Source organism: Rhodopila sp. (assembly GCF_965277165.1).
In the GTDB taxonomy this organism is placed as follows: domain Bacteria; phylum Pseudomonadota; class Alphaproteobacteria; order Acetobacterales; family Acetobacteraceae; genus Rhodopila.
Genome location: NZ_CBDICE010000006.1, coordinates 137,302 through 156,438 on the forward strand (window position 1 = coordinate 137,302; position 19,137 = coordinate 156,438).

At 63.6% G+C, this 19,137-nt stretch carries 13 protein-coding genes and 1 pseudogene; 8 read left to right on the forward strand and 6 right to left on the reverse strand.

Annotated features, from left to right (window positions below; genetic code table 11):
* The first annotated feature begins 131 nt into the window (after positions 1–131).
* The 5 genes and pseudogenes from ACQY4Y_RS12305 to ACQY4Y_RS12325 form a co-directional block, all read left to right on the forward strand.
* Complete coding sequence (locus ACQY4Y_RS12305; protein WP_428490909.1) at positions 132–1,064, forward strand: ABC transporter permease; 933 nt, start codon at positions 132–134, stop codon at positions 1,062–1,064.
* Positions 1,064–2,074 (forward strand): ABC transporter permease, encoded by a 1,011-nt coding sequence (locus tag ACQY4Y_RS12310; RefSeq protein WP_428490910.1) that lies wholly within the window; start codon positions 1,064–1,066, stop codon positions 2,072–2,074. The genes ACQY4Y_RS12305 and ACQY4Y_RS12310 overlap by 1 nt, the downstream gene beginning before the upstream one ends.
* Position 2,075: 1 nt before the next feature.
* A complete protein-coding gene (locus ACQY4Y_RS12315; RefSeq protein ID WP_428490911.1) occupies positions 2,076–3,092 on the forward strand; it encodes an ABC transporter ATP-binding protein in 1,017 nt (338 codons plus the stop codon).
* Positions 3,092–4,138 (forward strand): oligopeptide/dipeptide ABC transporter ATP-binding protein, encoded by a 1,047-nt coding sequence (locus ACQY4Y_RS12320; protein WP_428490912.1) that lies wholly within the window; start codon positions 3,092–3,094, stop codon positions 4,136–4,138. Before ACQY4Y_RS12315 ends, ACQY4Y_RS12320 begins: the two co-directional genes overlap by 1 nt.
* 767 nt (positions 4,139–4,905) lie before the next feature.
* Positions 4,906–5,133: pseudogene (locus ACQY4Y_RS12325) on the forward strand (integrase core domain-containing protein); the annotation flags it as partial.
* Between the two features lie 154 nt (positions 5,134–5,287).
* On the opposite strand, the gene ACQY4Y_RS12330 reads toward ACQY4Y_RS12325, so the two are convergent.
* Complete coding sequence (locus ACQY4Y_RS12330) at positions 5,288–6,343, reverse strand: glycosyltransferase family 4 protein (protein WP_428490913.1); 1,056 nt, start codon at positions 6,341–6,343, stop codon at positions 5,288–5,290.
* Between the two features lie 453 nt (positions 6,344–6,796).
* Between ACQY4Y_RS12330 and ACQY4Y_RS12335 the strand changes: the two genes are divergently transcribed.
* Genes ACQY4Y_RS12335 through ACQY4Y_RS12345 form a run of 3 tightly spaced genes read left to right on the forward strand, consistent with a single transcriptional unit; the run spans position 6,797 to position 9,947 of the window.
* Positions 6,797–7,282, forward strand: a complete 486-nt coding sequence (locus ACQY4Y_RS12335; protein WP_428490914.1) for a MarR family winged helix-turn-helix transcriptional regulator — start codon at positions 6,797–6,799, stop codon at positions 7,280–7,282.
* Positions 7,282–8,385: an HlyD family secretion protein gene (locus tag ACQY4Y_RS12340; RefSeq protein WP_428490915.1), complete on the forward strand. Its 1,104-nt coding sequence runs from the start codon at positions 7,282–7,284 to the stop codon at positions 8,383–8,385. The genes ACQY4Y_RS12335 and ACQY4Y_RS12340 overlap by 1 nt, the downstream gene beginning before the upstream one ends.
* Before the next feature lie 2 nt (positions 8,386–8,387).
* Positions 8,388–9,947 carry a DHA2 family efflux MFS transporter permease subunit gene (locus tag ACQY4Y_RS12345; protein WP_428490916.1) on the forward strand — a complete coding sequence of 520 codons (1,560 nt, stop codon included), beginning with the start codon at positions 8,388–8,390 and terminating at the stop codon, positions 9,945–9,947.
* A 21-nt stretch (positions 9,948–9,968) separates the two neighbouring features.
* On the opposite strand, the gene ACQY4Y_RS12350 is transcribed toward ACQY4Y_RS12345, so the two are convergent.
* Genes ACQY4Y_RS12350 through ACQY4Y_RS12370 form a run of 5 tightly spaced genes read right to left on the reverse strand, consistent with a single transcriptional unit; the run spans position 9,969 to position 19,136 of the window.
* A complete protein-coding gene (locus ACQY4Y_RS12350; protein WP_428490917.1) occupies positions 9,969–10,793 on the reverse strand; it encodes a YgfZ/GcvT domain-containing protein in 825 nt (274 codons plus the stop codon).
* Positions 10,738–14,229 carry a glycosyltransferase gene (locus tag ACQY4Y_RS12355; RefSeq protein WP_428490918.1) on the reverse strand — a complete coding sequence of 1,164 codons (3,492 nt, stop codon included), beginning with the start codon at positions 14,227–14,229 and terminating at the stop codon, positions 10,738–10,740. Before ACQY4Y_RS12355 ends, ACQY4Y_RS12350 begins: the two co-directional genes overlap by 56 nt.
* Positions 14,219–17,704: a glycosyltransferase gene (locus tag ACQY4Y_RS12360; RefSeq protein ID WP_428490919.1), complete on the reverse strand. Its 3,486-nt coding sequence runs from the start codon at positions 17,702–17,704 to the stop codon at positions 14,219–14,221. Before ACQY4Y_RS12360 ends, ACQY4Y_RS12355 begins: the two co-directional genes overlap by 11 nt.
* A gap of 3 nt (positions 17,705–17,707) precedes the next feature.
* Positions 17,708–18,577: a glycosyltransferase family 2 protein gene (locus ACQY4Y_RS12365; protein WP_428490920.1), complete on the reverse strand. Its 870-nt coding sequence runs from the start codon at positions 18,575–18,577 to the stop codon at positions 17,708–17,710.
* Positions 18,578–18,620: 43 nt separating this feature from the next.
* On the reverse strand, positions 18,621–19,136 hold the full coding sequence (locus tag ACQY4Y_RS12370; RefSeq protein WP_428490921.1) for a chromate transporter: 516 nt from the start codon (positions 19,134–19,136) through the stop codon (positions 18,621–18,623).
* Position 19,137: the final 1 nt, after the last annotated feature.

The following is a 19,137-nucleotide window of genomic DNA, read 5'->3' on the forward strand; positions in this document are numbered from 1 at the left end:
GCCCTGCAGCCATGACCCGCATAGGCTGTCCCGGAACCGGCCACCGGCTCGTCATCTGTGCTTTTGCCTGCAGATTGGTCAAGCGACTGCGCGTCTCGTCGGTGGTCCCGTCAGACATGCGACCGGCGGTGATGTCTGGACCGTCTCGGCAGTCACGACTTCATACCGCGCTGCGCATTGCCGCCGCCCGCCCCAGTTTTGCCCTCGGTTATTTGATCGTCACCGTCGCCATCCTGGCCGGAGCGCTTGCGCCGCTGATCGCGCCATACAATCCGATAGAGGCCGACCCCGCGCAGTTCCTGCAACCCCCCAATCATCTTCACTGGCTCGGTACCGACGCTGTCGGCATGGACATCTTCTCACGCGTTCTGTATGGCCCACGTATAGACATCACAATTGCTGTGCTGGGCACTCTGGTGTCCGCCACGTTTGGCTGTCTGATCGGCGCCTGGGTTGGGTATTACAGCCGCACCGGAACGATCCGCTCGAAGATCGCATTCCTGATCATGCGCCTGGCCGACGTGCTGCAGGCGTTTCCGGTGTTTGTCTTCGCCATCGCCCTGGTCGCCAGCCTCGGCCAGAGCATCCAGACCGTGGTTCTGGCCATCGCCTTCGTCAACATCCCCATTTACCTGCGCCTGATGCGATCTCAGGTCATGGGCATCCGCGACATGCGCTATGTGGAAGCCGCCATGGTCGCCGGCCTGACCGACCGCCAGACCATCCTGCGCCACGTCATCCCCAACGCCATGGGACCCGCCCTGGCACAGCTTTCGGTTAACATTGGCTGGTCCATCCTGCTGACCGCCGGCCTCAGCTTCGTCGGCGCCGGCGTTCGTGCCCCCAGCCCCGAGTGGGGCAGCATGATCGCAACCGGCTTCCAGAACGTGGTGACTGGTGAATGGTGGCCTTCGGTGTTCCCCGGTCTCGCTCTGGCCATCACCGTGTTTGGCTTCTCCCTCGTCGGCAACAGCGTTGAGGTGTTCGGCGACCCGGTAAAGGTCCGCCGCCTGATCCGCGACGTCACCCTGCGCGACCACGCCCAAGCAGCAAAAAGGGCGTGATGCGGATCATCTCATTCCTCGGTAGTCGTCTGTTATTCATCGTGCCGCAACTGTTCGGCATTCTGCTGGTCAGTTTCCTGCTGATCAAATCGGTCCCCGGCGACCCGGCCGTGTTGATGCTCGGCCCGATTGCCTCCGCCGCAGCCGTTGCCGGCCTGCGCACCAAGCTGGGCCTGGATCATTCCCTGCCGATTCAGTTCGTCCACTTTCTCAACAATCTGATCCATGGCGACCTCGGCACGTCCTGGCAAACCACAAGGCCAGTTCTGGAAGATCTGTTGCAACGGTTTCCCGCCACCCTCGAACTGGTCACGCTCGGCCTGCTCGGCGCCATCGTGATCGGGCTACCGCTTGGCATCGCCGCATCATTCAACGAAAAAGGCATCCTCGCCCGAGTTGCCGGGCTGTATGGGCTGACTGCCGGGTCGCTGCCGGACTTCTGGCTGGCGCTGGTGCTCATCTTTCTCTTTTACACCGTTCTACACATCGTACCCGCCCCGCTGGGCCGTATCGACTTCGCGATCTTGCCGCCGCCGACCGTCACCGGTTTCCTGCTGATCGACAGCCTTCTGGCCGGCAATTGGGCCGCTTTCTGGTCCGCCCTCAGTCACCTGTTCCTGCCTGTCCTGACCCTGAGCCTGATCAATGCCGGACCCATCCTGAAGATGACCCAGTCCACCATGGACCGAATGCTGCAATCCGAGTTCAGCCGTTACGAGGTGCTGTCCGGCCTGCCGCACGGAATGGTGGTCCGCCACGCCCTGCGCAACGCCTTGCCGTCGGTCGTCACCATCATCAGCGTCCTGTATGGCTATCTGCTCGGCGGCGCCGTCCTGGTAGAAATCGTCTTCAGTTGGGGTGGCGCCGGCCAATACGCCGTGCAAGGCGTGCTGAACGCCGACATCTACCCAGTGCTGGGCTTTGTGCTGTTCTCGGCGATCTTCTCCCTGGTCGTTTACCTGCTGGTTGACCTGATTTACGTCGCCATCGACCCCAGGATCGGGCGCTGACATGCTGAACCTAGGCGACCGGGTCGAAACGCAAGCCGCTCCCAAAACCACCCAGCCCACCTTCGACATCATTGGCCTGACCGTCGAGTTTCCCACCATCACCGGCACCCCGACCATCGCCATCAGGAACCTCGACCTGCGCATCGAACGCGGCGAGATCTTTGGCCTGGTCGGCGAATCCGGTGCCGGCAAGACCACCCTCGCCCGCACTCTGCTCCGCCTGCCGCCCGAACCCGGCCGCATCGCCGCCGGAGCGCTGGTCTTCGAGGGCAACAATCTGATGCCCTTGCCGGAAGCCGAACTGCAGCGCATGCGCGGCCGCGACATATCGATGATTGTGCCCAACCCGCGCAGCGAACTTAACCCGCTGCTGACGGTGGGCGAGCAGATCGCCAATGTTGCGAGGGTCCACCTGAAAGTGCCCAAGCGAGAGGCGCAGCGTTTGGCGCTCGACATTCTCCGCGCCGTGCAGATCCCCGATCCCGAACGGCGGATGCAAGCCTTCCCGCATGAAATGAGCGGCGGCATGGCGCAGCGCATCGTCATCGCTATCGCCTTGATCTGCTCACCCAAGTTCATCGTCTCCGACGATGCCACCAGTGGCCTCGATGTCACCGTGCAGGCGCAAATCCTGCGGCTCCTCCGCCAACTCGCCCAGGACCGCGCCAGCTCCATGCTGTTCATCACCCGCGACATCGGCATCACCGCGCATTTCTGCGACCGTGTCGCCGTCATCTACAACGGCGAGATCATGGAGATTGCCGCCCGCGAAGACTTTTTCTTTCGCCCGTCGCATCCCTACACAATCATGCTGATGGCCGCCTTCTCCTACAATCAGCGTCTGCGCCAGCTATGGGCACGCCCCGAACCGCATGCAGGAGCGACAATCGGGGCCACAGCCTGCCCCTACTTTGCCCGCTGTCCTCTGGCCCAGCCGCGCTGCCGCACCGACCGCCCCGCCCTGCGCGAACTCGCCCCCGGCCATTCCGTTCGCTGCCATTTCCCGGTAGCCCGCTGATGCCGCTGCTTGAGGTCAGCCAGTTGGTCAAGCGATTCCCCGTCGCCGGATCACGCAGCGTCGTCCAGGCGGTGAATGGCATCTCTTTCGATTTGGAACCCGGCGAAACCCTTGGCATCGTCGGCGAAAGCGGCTCTGGCAAGACCACGGTCGGGCGCTGTGTGCTTGGCCTGACCGACCTGTCCAGTGGCCGCATTTTCTTCAACGGCACCGACCTGCCGACCACCCGCCGCAGGAACCCTGCTTCACTGCGCGGCCAGATCCAGATCGTGTTTCAGGAACCGGCCGACGCGCTCGACCCAAGAATGCGCGTCGGCGCCTGCATCGCCGAACCGCTGGCGGCACTCGGCGTGTCATCAAAGGAAAAATCCGAACGCGTGTCCGAGGCACTGGACCTGGTCGGTCTGTCCCGACGCACCCTGCGGCTTTATCCGGCCGAACTCAGCGGCGGCCAGCAGCAGCGCGTTGGCATCGCCCGAGCCATGATCACCCGGCCCAAGCTTGTGGTGTTGGACGAGCCTACCTCGGCGCTCGACCCTACGGCTCGCGCGGAAATTATCGAGCTCCTCATCGGAATCCAGAAAAAGCTCGGTACCGCCTACCTGTTCATCTCCCACGACCTTAGCACAGTACGTTTCGTCAGCCACCGCATTGCGGTGATGTATCTCGGCATGATCGTTGAGCAGGGCGAGGCCGCCAGCCTGTTCGCCCAGCCGCGCCACCCTTACAGCGTCGGCCTGCTGTCCTCTGTCCTGCTGCCCAACCCAGACCTTCGGCAGCGGTTCGATCTCAGCCTGACCGGCGAAATCCCCAGCCCGATCAATCTGCCCACCGGCTGCTTCCTCGCCTCACGCTGCCCGTTCGTTATCGATGCCTGCAAAGCCGCGATCCCGCCGTCATCCGACCTCGGAAATAACCACCGCGTCCATTGCATTCGCCACCAGGATGTTGCCGCGATGCGCCGGACCACCGACATGTTCGACCGTTTCCAGGCTGAATCCGAACGCATCCTCAGCGTCGGCGCCCCTTATGGATCGGGCGGTTGATCTGCCGTGTCGAGATCGGATCGGTGCAACTGTGCCCGGGGGAACAGCCAGTCATGAGGCCGGATGACAGAGCGCCGCCTGCATTCCTTTCACCACAGCCGCAAGAGCGCGAGCAGTTGAGGGTGAAAGCATGTAAATTGCCCTTTTCGACCCGGATCAGTATGCGCGTGCCGTCGATATTATGGGCCTTGGGGCTAGACCCCTGGCGGGGTTTGGGCAGCGCCCCAACAATCCTTTGCTTCAGCGGTAAATGGGTCGGCCGCCGGGTAAAATTCACCCGAAGCACCAATCCCGCGGAACGGGTTCGTGCATGGGTGCAGATCGGACGCCTGGGTTTGCCAAGACGATAGTTCGATAGACTATTGTAAAAGTCCTAACCATTGCGGTGTCGCATATGTGGCGCCGTATCGCGACGGTCCCTTGTTGCGGGATCTAGGAAGCGATCAGCAAGCCGCTTCGCCTCAAGTCGAGTGGCCGAAAACTCGCCGAGAGGAGACGGTCTGTTCTGGTGAAAGCTCCAAGACGCGCGCGTCAGTGGTCGCCGGCTGGTCAACTCTGTCCCCTCCGGACAAGCGATTCCATTAGCCGTTGCAGGAACACTTGAAGAATTGGCGAGTCGTTGTCCGGCCGGTAGCCAACCATCAGGTCGATTGTTTCCGGAGTGGTCGCTTTCCTCGCGTCCCGTGAAGCTCGTTGGATCACCGGTCACACAATCGGCGTCGACGGCGGCTCGAAGCTTTAAGAGGGTGGCCTGAGGTGTCGCTGCTGTGGAGATTGTCCCCTTGGCTGGGCTGAGAGGCTGTCGTGGTGAGGCAAACAAACGAATCTGCGCAAACACCAGCCTCGGTCATCCCTGGACCAACGGCCAGGCAGAGCGGATGAACCGAACCGTTAAGGACGCCACCGTCAAGCTGTTCCATTACAACGACTTGGAAAGCCAGAAGGCCCACGTCCTAGCCTTCGTCACCGCCTACAATTTTGCCAAGTACCTAGAGCGTGATCGCGCTGAGCGGAGCGTCTAGAGCGTGTGAATCAAGCGATCCAACGAATAATTAGACCATTTTCGGCATGCACAGTCCTGCTGAAACGGTCTGGTCGAGAGCATCACCTCCCAACGCGGAACATCCAACAATCATTTAACTGACGCGGTCAGCCCCAGCGCCGCAGTCCGGCGGATCGGGCGCGGCGCATCACGAACCAGGTCCAGGCCATTTGCGGAAGCAGCGTCAGGAACGGCACCGGCGGTTTGTAGAGCGATGGTGCAGCGATGAAAATTAGGCAGCAGGCGCCCCCGAAGACCGCGAAACTCCAATGCACCAGGGTCACCGTGACGGCGGGGACACCGGACCGCTGAGCCACCTGGTACAGATGGCCGCGATGTGGCTGGGTGAGCGCCTCGCGCTGCAGGGCACGGCGCACCAGCGTGAACGCAACGTCGAATAGCACGCCCGACAACAGCATCGGCATCAGCAGGAAGGACAGTTCCACCCCATCGAAGCGGCTTGCGACAACCGCGAGCACCGCCAGCATGAAGCCACAGAACTGGCTGCCGACGTCGCCCATGAAGATGCGCGCCTTGGGGAAGTTGAACGGCAGGAAGCCGGCCAGCCCGGCGGCCAGCAGCCCGGCCGAGGCGTACGCGAACCAGCCGCCATGCTGCTCGGCGATGAACACGATGAACAGGCAAGCGATCAGCGCCACACCGCTCGCCAGCCCATCCAGCCCGTCGATAAAATTCATCGCGTTGGTGGTGAACAACAGCCAGACCAGGGTCGCCGCGATGCCGATCCAGGCGACCGGCAACGGTCCCAGGTAAGGGATGCGGAAGTCGGTCACGAACAGGCCGCTTGACACCGCGACCAGCGCCGCCAGCACCTGCGCACCGAGCTTGACGATGAACGGCCAATCGAACAGGTCATCCAGGAAGGCGACAACAGCCATCGCCACCGACGCTTCGATCACGCCAAGGAAATACGGATCGGCCAGTCGGGAAAATTCAGCGAAGCGGTACAAAACCGTGATGCCGATCAGGAACGTGACCACGATTCCCACGCCACCGCCCTTCGGGGTAGGCCGATTGTGTGCCTTGCGGGCTTCCGGCGCATCCATCAGGCGTGCCTCGATCATCAGCCTGACCGTGCCGGCGGACAGCACCATCAGCAGTGCGGCAAATCCCAGGTGGCGGAGCAAGGCGTCAAAGGTCATGCAACGGTCCGGTCGTGGCGGCTGGATCGTCTATCGCCTTCGCGACGCCAGGACCATCCCTGGGGTAGGACGCGTGTCTTCCCCGGCCGCGGCCCAATGACGCGTGCCAACAAGGCGCGAACTAAAATCAGAGGCACCCCAGGAGCCAACCGCAGTTAGTGGAGATTACGCACACACGACCGAACCGACCGCAAAGCCGCATGCCGAACCACTTTGCCGCCATGCATCTAATTCAACGTCGGCAGGCGGAACGTCGAGTGCCAGCCAGTATCGCCTCGCACGCATTTGCGCCGCCGATGGCGACCGCGACCCAGGCGCCATCGACATCCCCGATAGTAATTTTCGATCGGTACTCCAGCGGCGGGTAGCGGCATTGCGTCGCACGCATAGCAACACTACTGGTTTCTATATCATAGCGCAGCTTATTATCAGCGCAACCCTGAGGAACCGTCATTGGACGAATTTCACCGCGATTTGCTGTTCTTGCTGCACGATGTCGCACGCCTGCTGCGCGTGGATGCCGATAAGCGCGCGCGGCTGCACGGCATGACACGGGCACAATGGGCCATTCTAATCTGGCTGGAACGCCAGCCGGGGATTTCGCAGAAGGAATTGTCCGAACTTCTGGAAGTCGAGCCGATCACCGTGGCCCGGCTGATCGATCGGCTGGAAACCCGCGGCATGGTCGAACGCCGACCGGACCCAAGGGACCGTCGCATCTGGCGATTGCATTTGCTGCGGCCGGCTCGCGACGTGCTGCACGAGATCGATCAGCAGCGTGCCGAAATGACGCGTATCGTGACCGCGGGCATCGATGAACAGTCCATCGAATCCATGACTGAAGCATTGATGCGCATGAAAGCGACTCTGACGCAGGAGGCTCACGCATCACGCCGCGGCGCCGAACATGCCGACACCGAGACGCGGGTGGCGGTCTGATGTCTCAGGCCGCGACGTCGGGACCGGCACCTCGGATAACCAACCGGGTCACCGAAGCGCCCGCCCGCCGCAGGCTTGGCCGCGCCGTGGTGCGCCCGATCATGATGCTGGGAGGCATCGCCGTCGTGGTCGCGGCGGTCGGCTTCTACTGGCTGACCGGGGGGCGCGTGGTGTCGATCGACGACGCCTATGTGCGCGCCGCCAAAGAGGTGATCTCTACCGACGTTTCCGGCATCGTCGCCTCGGTGCCGGTGCATGAAGGACAGCGCGTGAACAAGGGTGACGTGCTGTTGCGCCTTGATCCGCGGCCATTCCAGATCGCCCTCGCGGGTGCAACCGCCAACCGCGACGCCATGGCTTCGACGCTGAACGCCATGAAGCTCGACTACAAGCGGATGCTGCGAGACGTCGACGTCAAGCAAGCGAAATTGCAGTCCGACCAGGCGAACTACGACCGCTTCGCCAACCTGGTAAAAAGCGGCGGCGTCACCCGGGCGGAATACGACAATGCGCGCTTCCAGCTCATGGCCGACAAGCAAGCGGTCGAGGCACTGAAGGTCACGGCCGCGGTGCAACTCGCGCGCTTGGGCGGCAGCGCCGATGCCGACGTCACCACCATGAACGACTACCTCAAGGCGCAGGCCCGGGTCGACGAGGCGCGGCGGGAGCTTGACCACGCGGTGATCAACGCACCGTTCGGCGGGATCGCGACCCAGGTCGAGACAGTGCAGCCAGGGATGTATCTGGCCGCGGCGACGGCGGCGTTCGGCCTGGTTTCGACCGAGGATGTTTGGGTCGAGGCCAACCCGAAGGAAACCGAACTGACCCATGTAAAGCGCGGCGATCCAGTCGATGTGACCGTGGATACCTATCCGGGAATTACCTGGAAGGGCGAGGTGGAGGCGATTGCGCCCAACAGCGGGTCGGAATTCTCGGTGCTGCCGGCGCAGAACACGTCCGGCAATTGGGTCAAGGTGGTGCAGCGTATCCCGGTTCGCATCAAGGTCGAACACAAGCCAGGCGATCCGGAGCTGCGCGCGGGCATGAGCGTCGAGGCCGATATCGACACCGGCCATACGCGGAGCTGGCGCGACCTGTTTTAGCAATGACGTCCGCCGCCATGGTCACCGGGTCGTCTGACCGAGTACCATATCGCACGATCATCACGTTGTGCACCGTGGGTGCGACGCTGATGCAGGCGCTGGACCAGACGATCGCCAACGTGGCACTGCCCTACATGCAGGGCAGCCTGTCCGCGACCTACGACGAGATCACCTGGGTCCTGACATCCTACATCACCGCGGCTGCCATCATGACCGCGCCGGTCGGCTGGCTGGCTTCGCGGTTCGGCCGCAAATACTTGTTCATCACCTGCTTGATCGGCTTCACCATCACGTCGATGATGTGCGGCGCAGCGCAGTCGTTGACCCAGATGGTCGCCTTCCGCGTGCTGCAGGGCGTATTCGGCGCCGCCCTGGTGCCGTTGTCGCAGTCGACGATGATGGACATCTACCCGGTCGAGCAGCGTGGCAAGGCGATGGCGATCTGGGGCGTCGGCGTGATGGTCGGCCCGATCCTGGGCCCGACACTCGGCGGTTACCTGACCGAGATGTACAACTGGCGCTACGTATTCTACATCAACCTGCCATTCGGCATCCTGGCGACGCTCGGCCTGATATTCTGCATGCCGCGGTCGTTCGGCAACTTCGGTTTGCGCTTCGACTGGATCGGTTTCGCCGTGCTGTCGCTGGCCATCGGCGGGCTGCAGATGATGCTCGATCGCGGACAGAACCAGGACTGGTTCAGCTCGACCGAGGTCATTGCCGAGGCGGTGATCGGGGGTTTGGGCGTCTATTTGTTCATCGTTCACATGATCACGGCAAAAAAGCCATTCATCCCGACCATTCTGTTCAAGGACCGGAATTTCGCCGCCGGGTTGCTGCTGATGTTCGCCACCGGGACGATCCTGGTCTCCAGCTCGTCGCTGATGGCGCCGTGGCTGCAGAACCTGGCGAACTATCCGGTGGAAACCGCGGGCCTGATCATGGCGCCGCGCGGCATCGGCACGATGACGGCGATGCTCACCGGTGGGCGGCTGTCGACCCGGCTCGACCCACGCAAGCTGATGGCTGGGGGTATCCTGGCGCTGGCGTGGTCGATGTGGGAGATGACGAGTTGGACCCCCGACGTTGCCCAATGGACCATCGTCATCACCATCATCGTGCAGGGTGCGGGGCTTGGGTTCGTGTTCCTGCCGCTGCAGGTGTTGGCGTTCGCAACCTTGCCGCCGCAGTACCGCACCGACGGCGCGTCCTTGTTCAGCCTGTTCCGCAACATCGGCGCCGCCGTCGGCGTGTCGGTGACCTCGTCGATGCTGGCGCACAACACCCAGGTGCTGCATGAGTCGATCGGCGCCTCGGTCACGCCCTTCAACCGGGCGCTGCAGGACGGAGGTATCATCAGCCGGATGTGGAATCCGGCGCATGCACATGGCGCTGCCGCGTTGGACCAGTTGGTCAACCAGCAGGCCCAGATAATTGCCTATATCGACGATTACTGGCTGATGATCTTCACCACGTTGCCGTCATTGCTGTTGCTGCTGCTATTGCGCCGACCGCGGCTGGGCGCGAATGCACCGGCAGAGGCGCACGCGGCGATGGATTGACCGGTGGCCGCGTCACCCGGCTCAGCCGGTTGTCGCCGCGGCTTCAGGCAGGCGCATCCATCCCGGAATGCGCGGGGTCAGCGTCGCGCCCGCGCATTGCAGCGTGGCGGCGAGCGAATCCATCCGCAGCGACGCCAAACCGATCCCGTCGCGGCCAGAGCGCATGGTGCCGATCTCGACGCCGCTGTTCAGCACCGGGCTTCCAGGCACCGGTAAAGGGCCATCAACGCCGACCGGAACGAGACGCCGCTTGACTAGCCCGCGATACTTGGTTCGGGCCGTCAGTTCCTGGCCCATGTAGCAGCCCTTCGACCACGACACGCCCGCCAGCTCGTCGAACCCAGCCTCCAGCAGTACGCTGCGATCTGGTTCCATGTCCTTCGACCCATCCGGCAGCCCGGCGGCCAGACGATGGCGATCCCAGTCCTCGGGCGCCGCATTCGCCGAAAGCGGTTCCCTGGCGAGAATGCGCCAGGCGAAATCCGGCAACCTCGGGTCGGGCGCGATGACCCCCGGTACGTCGGGCCGCCCATCCCAGGAGACATGAACGTGCAGCGCGGGGTCCGCGCGCAGGCTGGCTTTCATCCTCAGCCGGTAGCGTGACAGGCGCTGCATCAGCATCGGGATCTGCTCCGCCTCGCAGTCCAGCAACAGCACTTCGCCTTGGCAAAACACGAAGAAATCCGCCAGCCACTTGCCTTGCGCGGTCAGCAGCGCCGCCCAGACAGCGTGGCCAGGACGAGCGGTTTCGATGTCATTGGAAACCAGGCCCTGCAGGAAAGCGACGCGGTCATCGCCGTCGATCGCTATGACGCCTCTGTCGGGCAACGGGGTCAACTGAACCATGCGGTATAGTTAGCGCGGCCGAAGGCCGCCGCAAGCTGTCACGTCCCGAGGCCCGCGGGGGCAGCAGTCCGGCCAGCGCCGCCTTCCGGGTCCCACCGTCGCTCGCCAACGTGGCCTGGGACAGGAACGCCTCCCGTGCCGCCTTCGCCGAACGGACGCGCAGATCGGGATTGCGGATCATCCAGTCGAGCGCGGCGTGCCACGCGATGGGATCGTTCGTCACCAGGTGTCCGGCGGGACCGTCAGCGATCGACCCGCGGTAAACCGGCGTGTCGGAGGCCAGCACGGCAAGTCCGAGCGCGGCGTAGTCCATCGCCTTGATTGGTGATTTGGCACGATTGAACGCCGTGTCGAGCAGCGGGGCCAGGCCGATGTGCCAGCGTGGTCGCATCGCCGTCATCCAGTTGACGAAGCCAGGATAGGAACGCGACGCGTGGGTCGGCGGCCCGATCCGGTTCAATGCCGCCGGCAGCTCACTTCGGCTGGTCATTCCCAATACGTCGATGACGATCCTATGGCCGTGCTCGGCCTTCAACCGCAGCAGCGCCGGTTCGATCATTGCAAAGTCGCGCTCGTGCGTGCGGGTCCCCATGCAAAGGATGCGGATCGGGTCGTCCCAGGGTCGATCGCGCGCCGGCGGCTGCGTCCAGATACGTTCGTCCAGTCGATTCTCCACCACGATCGCATCCTGCCGCAACGAACTCAGGCAATCGGCAAGCCCCGGGGTCGAGACCCAGACCACGTCGGCAATGGCCAGCATCCGGCGCACCACTGGCGCCAACGGCCGCAGCGCTGCCGCATCCGGATGGGTGCGCGGGATATTCAGCAGGTCGTCGTCGAGGTCGAGCAGCAGCCTGGCTCCGGTCTCTCGGGCGTGCCGCGCCAGCCGGTTCGCCGTCGCCACATCACCCACGGCGGAGCGCTGGGTGACGATGATATCCGCCCGGTGATCGAAGACTGTTTCGGCATCGGCCAGAATGGTCTCGAAGCGACCGCCGATCGAAGGATGGTCCAATGGCTGCAACAGCCGGATATAACCGCAGGGCGTGAGCCCCCCCGTGTCATATCGTTCCGGAACAATGACAATTCGCGGCTTTCCAGCCGCCGTCGCGGACCGCTTGCTGCGTGCCGGCGACAGATAGCAATCGGTGTAGAAATCCGAGATTGCCGTACGACGCGGCGCAGGCGGCAGCGTGTCGCGGCCGCACAGGGTCGTGCGCACGGCATCAAAGGTCGCCAACCAGGTCTTTGCCGATGCCCTGTGATCCACCAGCCAGGAAAGCGGACGCGCGGCCAGTCGTTCGGTGAAGGACCCAAGATCTGTCGCCACGATCGGACGCCCTGTTTCGATCGCAGTACTAAGTGTGTAGCTGTAGGTTTCGGCCGCAGTCGACGGAAACCAGAACACATGAGGGTCGATCCGTTTCAGCAATGCGGGCAGATCGCCGTCCAGATATTGCCCGGTGACCTTGATCAGCTTGGCGGCGGGCTTCGGAAAGCTGTCTTCCAGATAGCCGATCAGGTGCAGTTCGATGGATCCGGCAGCGGCAGCCTGCGCAACCTCGGCCACGCAACGGGAGCCCTTGTGATTGGCCAGCGCTCCAAGCAGCACGATCCGCAACGGCGGTTTGGTAAACCTCGGAAGCCGAGTGGCCCAGGTCGTTCCCGCTTGTGGTTCGTGCGGAACGACGATGGCGCGTGCGCCGATCCCGTGACGATCCAGACGCGCCTTGACATCCGCGCTTGGGCAGATCACCCGATCCGCCTCGATGAATTGCCAGGCCCAGCCGCGTCGCCAGGACACGATGTCCCTGGCGCCGTGAGAGCTTTTCTCAGCGATGCAGGCGTTGCAGTCAGCCGGCCCCGGTTCGCCGCAGTAGATGCCCTCGGGCCAGCGCAACAGATTGACCTGCGGGCAGATGGCGAAATAGTCGTGCACGGTTACATCGAACGGCAGCCGCAACCGATGGATGAGCGCTCGGATATCGAGGTCGATCCGCAGCAGGTGATGGATATGGATCCGCGACAGGTTCGCCGACCGCAGCACAGCCACCAGGTCATCGAGCCGTTCCGCAGGCAGCGTCAGCACGGCGCGGTTGGGAGGATCGCCGGGCATTGCCGGCAGTGAAAGCGCCGCCCCGCGGTCCGTCGCTTGCAGCAGAAGCACCCGGGCGGTATCGCCGAAGCGTTCCACCAGACTGTCGATGTGCCGCCGCACGCCGCCGCCGAAATCGTGCGAGATCATCAGGATCACCGGCAACCCCGATCTCCGGAACAGGGCCGCTGCAATAGCGAATTGGAACGCAGCCGCGCCTTCGGACGTGGCGTACCGATCCTTGGCCTGTGCGATGGAGCGCATTCCGTCATTCGGACTGAATGTATCGAAAGCAATACGGTGAAGCCAGCCGGCTGCGGTGGCGCGCGCGCCGAGATCGCCTATCGCCAAGTCATCACCGCTGGAAGGTTTGCCGCCGAGGCCTCCAACCGCGAGCATCGCTGCACGGCGGATGTAAAGACAATGGTCGGTTGCCGTTTCGGTGGTTGCGGACCGACCCACATTGACCAGCCGGCAAAGCTCGTCGATTGCCGGTCCGGCGCCATCAGCATCCTGATACCGGCCCAGCGAGGCCAAATTGCCCAATGGCGAAACGGTGGCGATCTTTGGCTGGGAGTAAGCATGCGCCGTCAGCCGCTGCAGCCAACCGGCATTGACTTCGCTGTCGCTGCTCAGCAACACGATGTCGTGGTCCGCGGTTGCTTCCATCCCGCGATCCGCCGAGCGGGCGACGCCCATCCGCCGGCGGTTGCGGATCAGGAGAATCTGGCGTTCCGCCGAAAGTTGTCGCAGCCAGGTGTGTAATTCCGGGTCGGACGCCTGGTCATCGACGACGATGATCCGGGCAAGCGGGAAATCCCGGCACGCCAAGACCGAGCCAACGCAACGCTTGGCTGCCGCGGCGTCGCGACCCAGCAGGATGATCACGTCGGCGAAGATCGCGCGGGGCAGCGACAACGCCTGGCCGCGCGACGGCAGATAATCACCGATATCGATAATTTTTTCTGTTGGGTAGCCGCGCGCCAGGCCGACACGCAGATGATACAGCAATGGATTTTCCGCGGCGTCCGGATGCTGCTCAACGTAATAGACAGCGTCGAATCGTGGATGTGGGTTGCGCAGTTCGGGGGCGCCCGCCTGCAGATAATGCTGCAACGGGATCAGCCCGCTCGCGGCGACATCCGCATAGTGCTCGATATACCAAGTGCTGTCGAAAAACGCGTTGGGATCACGTTTCTCTGCCGCACCGTAGCGGCTGAAATGGTGATACGCATCCGTATTACTGGCGGCGATGTCGGGGTACCGATTCAAGTACCAGGCGGGATCGAGCACCTCCGTCATCAGGTGGACTGACGCCGGCGCCTCTCCCTCAGACGGCATCGGTTTTCCCAGCGCCGAGCAGACGCGTCCACGCCCGGCGGCGCTTCGGTGCCTGGCTGACAAGACTGGCTCGGGAGAGGAACGCTTCGCGTGACCGGTCGGCAACGTTGCGCCGCGCGTCGGGGTTGCGCACCAGCCAGTCCAGCGCGGCGTACCAGGCTTCTGAACGATTCGCTACCAATTGTCCCGCCGGACCGTCCGCGATGCAACCGCGATACACCGGTGTATCGGATGCCAGAACGAACAGCCCGAGCGCCGCATAGTCCATCGCCTTGATCGGCGACTTGCACCGATTGAACGGGCTGTCGAGCAGCGGCGCGAGCCCGATATGCCACTGCGGTTCCATGGACGTCAGCCAGTTCACGAAGCCGGGGTAGGACCGCATGGCGTTCGCCGGCGTCCCAATCCGGTTCAGCCCATGCGGCAGATCGTCGCGCCCGGTCATGCCGACGATGTCAATCATGACACGATCGCCATACTCCGCCTTCAGCCGAGTGAGCGCCGGCTGGATCATCGCGAAATCGCGGTCGTGCGTAGTCGTGCCCATGCACAGGATGCGGAGCGGCTGGTCTGTGGACGGCGCCGTCGGGGCGATCCAGATCCGCTCGTCCAGCGCGTTCTCGATTACCATCGCGTCGGGCCGGATCGAGGACAGGCGTTCAGCGAGGCCAGTTGTCGACATCCACACGACGTCCGCGACATCCAGCATCCGGCGCGCTACCGCCGCCCGCGGACGAAGTATCCTGGCCTCGGGATGGCCACGCGGGATGCCCAGAAGATCGTCGTCCAGATCGAATACCAGCGTTGCGCCGATGCCGCGGGCGTGTGCGGCCAAGCGGTCGGCCGCCGCCCTGTCAGGCATGGCGGACCGCTGGGTGACCACGATCTCGGCCTGGTAGTCGAAGATGGATTCCGCTGTCGCCACAACGACCTCGACATCACCCTCGGCGGCCAGATGGTGCATCGGCTGGAGTAGCCGGATATAGCCGCACGGGGTCGGGAACCCGACATCGAATCGCTCCGGCACGACCGCGATCCGGGGTCTGGATTTGCGGCCCCGGCCTCGCACCGGGCGCGGCCGCAGATAATCCGCGGCGTAGAAATCGCCGACCGCCGGGCGCGCCGGCGTCGCGCTCGCCGACTTGCGCAGCGTGGCGCGGATCTCGTCGAATAGCTCGATCCAGGCCGCGGGCGAAGTGGCGATGTCGGCCAGCCAGGTGCAAGGCCGCCCGGCCAGTCGTTCGGTGTGCGCCCCGATCCGGGTTGCCGCAATCGCTGTCCCGGACTCGATCGCGGCGCTGAGTGTGTAGCTGAAGGTCTCCGGCCAGACCGCCGGGAACCAGATAAGGTGCGGCGCCACGGTCGCGATCAAGCCCGCAAGCTCGGCTTCGTCATATCGCCCGGTTCGCTTGATGCGGTCCAGGGCGGATCTGGAAAACGGCCCGTCGGTATCACCGATCAGATGTAATTCGGTCGTTTTGGGATCGATCGTTTCGGCCACTGAGGCAACGGTGCGGCCTCCCTTGTGATCGACCAACGTGCCAAGCACGGCAATTTTGAACTTGCCGCCTGCGAGTGGCCTGACCCGCAAAGGCCACGGTGCGGCGGCGACCGCCTCGTGCGGCGCCGGGATCGCGTTGGCATCCAGTCCGAACCGCCCGAGCCGAGACAGCACATCGACGCTGGGACATAAAACACGAGCGGCGTCCCTCATTTGCCATGCCTGGTCGGCCCGCCAGGTGACGATGTCGCGCGCTCCCTGCGTCGTACGGTTAGCGATACAGGCGTTGCAGCCGCCAATGTCCGGCTCGTTGCAGTAGAGGCCGTCCCGCCACGGCAGCAGGTTGATTTGCGGACAGATCGCGCTGTAGTCGTGCACCGTGGTGTCGAACGGCACGTCCAGTTCGCGGATTAGCCGGCGAACGTCCATCGTCATCCCGATCAGGTGATGAATATGCACCCGCGACACCCCCAGCGACCGCAGCATCGCGACCATGTCGCCAATCCGCTCCGCCGGCAGTGTCAGCACCGGGTGGTTGGGCATCGACGGCACCGACAATTCGGCGCCCCGACCGGTCGCCCGCAGCAGCAGAAAGCGCGCCCTGTCACCGAAGCGCTGCACGATACCGTCGATATGCCGGCGCACCCCTCCGCCAAGTTCATGCGCGACCATCAATATCACCGGCAATTTCGATCGCCGGAACAGCGCAGCGGTAACAGCGAAGCGGAACGGAGCGACGGCGTCCAGGCTGACATGGTGGCCAATGTCGCGCAGATAGTTCGGGTAGCGCTGCAAAATCAGTTGCATCGCCCGGCGCGACAATTGATCAGCCTGATCCCCGAAGCTGACGGAACCTTTGTGATACACGAACGTGTCGCATGCGAGACGATGGTGCCAGCCGCGTACGCTGGCCCGCAAGCAGAAATCGTTTTCCTCGCCATAGCCGAGGGTGAAGCGTTCGGCGTCAAATTCGCCGACCTGCGCAAGCGCTTCGCGACGGATATACATGCAGAAGCCGACAGTGGTCGGGACGTCCACGAAGCGGCCGGCATTCACCGTCCGGCAGGCCTCGTCGATCTCGGCCAAGGCGTGTCCTAAGGCGAGCGGACCGCCGTGATTGTCCGGGTAGCCGCAGATCGTGGCGTTGTTGGAAAACGGTGACACTGTCGCGATGCGTTCGCCGGCGTAGGCCTGCGCCGTCAGCCGAACAAGCCAACCCGGCGGGACTTCGGTATCGCTGTTCAGCAGCACGACGTCGTGGGCGCCTGCCTCTGCCATGCCGCGGTCGACCGAGGCAACGAAACCGAGGTTGCGACTGTTGCGCACCAGATGGATCCGCCGGCTCCCGGCAAGTGTCCGCAGCCATGCCGATAATTTCGGCTCCGGTGACCGGTCATCGACCACGATGACGCGGCCCAACGGCGCACCCGTGTCCGCCAGCACCGAGAGCAGGCAACGCTGGGTTTCTTGCAGCCCGCGATAGACCGGAATCACCACATCGACAACGACTCTTCGCGGCAGCGTGGCTAGTTGACGTTGCGAGGGCAGGTAGTCCACGATATCGATCTGCCTCTGGGTCGAATAACCTAGCGCCGATCCGATTCCGATATGGTAAAGTAATGGGTTGGCCGCCGCATCTTGGTGCTCTCCAGCATACCAGACCGCATCGAAAGCTGGATGCGGATTGCGCAATTCCGCCGCTCCGGCCTGCAGATAGTGCAGCAACGGATGCAGCCCGCTGGCACCGACATCAGGATAATGTTCGCTATACCAGGCGCCGTCGAAAAACCGGTTTGGATCGCGCCGTTCGACCAGGCCGTGGCGGATGAAATGCAACAGCGGATCGAGATTCGCGGCCACGACGTCAGGGTAGCGCTTCTGATACCACTCCGGATCGAGAAACCCCTGCATCGTCCGCATCAGCGCGAATTCCCGAGGGTCCGCCTCGTCCGCCTTGGGTGCCGGCTTCGCCATCGCCTAGGACCGACGGAAAAGCCGGCTGAACAGGCCGCGACCGGCAGGCTGGCGCGACGAAGCGTGCGGCGTTCGCGGCGTCAGGCGGAAGCGATCGGGCCCGTCGCTCATTGCACTTTCGGTCTCGGAGCGGAATTGGCGCAACTCGTCGTCTAGGCCCCAGGGCGACCGGTAGCCTTGGTCACCCATGATACGGCGCGCGAGCTGCAGATTACGCTCCTCTTCCTGCTGGTTGTAATAACTCTGAGCGCTGACAACGGTAACTCCGCCTTTTATCAGGTTGTAGATCACCTGCTCTTCGCCGTTGACTCGCCGATCTGTGCCGCCATAGCCGACGCGGATCAGGCGGCGGGTGTGTTCCACATGTTCATGTCCAAATCCTTTGAAGCGAGGGTCAAAATAGCCGGCGAACGTGAGTGCGCCTCGGGAATAGGCGGAGCATTGCGCGGTCACCATCTTGCTGCGGACGGGATCCTCGACGGTCCCGGCACCGGAGAGGAAATGCTCTTGCATCCAGTGGCCCGCCAAATTGACGTGACCCCAGCGGCTTGCGGCTTCCATCCACTCCGATTCCCAGCCAGATCGGTCTGGTCTCGTATCGTCCTCCAGCAGGATGACCGTGTCGCAGCCTAGCAGGTGCGACAGCAGAAACAGCGCCCGGTTCTTGTTCCAGGCGATGCCCATATTGACCCCGGTGATCACCGGTACCTGCTTGTCGCGCAGCATTGTCAGCGTGCCGTCCGTGGACCCGTCATCGGCAATCACCAGCGCGGCGTCTGGCTGGCGGGTCAGCGCGCGCACCCGGTCGATAGTGCCGCTGAGAATCTCTCTGCGGTTGAAGGTGACGATTCCAACACCAACCTTAAACGACATTATGGACTCTCGGCAATCCAGGGTTGTCGTATACGGCGGCTGTCTATCGCCCAACAAGCAACAAAGTGCCACCCCCCAGCACAAGCAGCAGGATCGGGTTGATTTCCGTCAAGCTGAACAGCGCGCTGCTGAGCAAGGTCATGCCCCAGGGCAGCCAGCCGTGCTCGGTGTTGCGCATCAGCGCCAGGCCGCTGGCGAAGGTGAGGCCGACCGCGACCGGGGCCAGGGCACGCTCGACCACCGCGCGCCAGGCGGATCGCGCGGCCCGCTGCCAGTAGCGGGCGACGATATGCACCAGCAGAGAGGACGGCCCGAACATCGCGGCGAAGGACACCGCGGCACCAGCGATGCCCGCGGCCTTTAGGCCGATCAGCAGCACGATCAGGGATCCGGGTCCGGGGGCGGCGCGGGAGATCGCGAACATGTCGAGGAACGCTGCCGCGGTGAGCCAATGGTGCTGATCGACGGCGGCGCGCTGCATGTCCGGGATGACGCCAGTGCCGCCGCCGAACGCCAGCATCGACAGCCCGGCGAACAGCCCGATCAGCTGCAGCAGCACC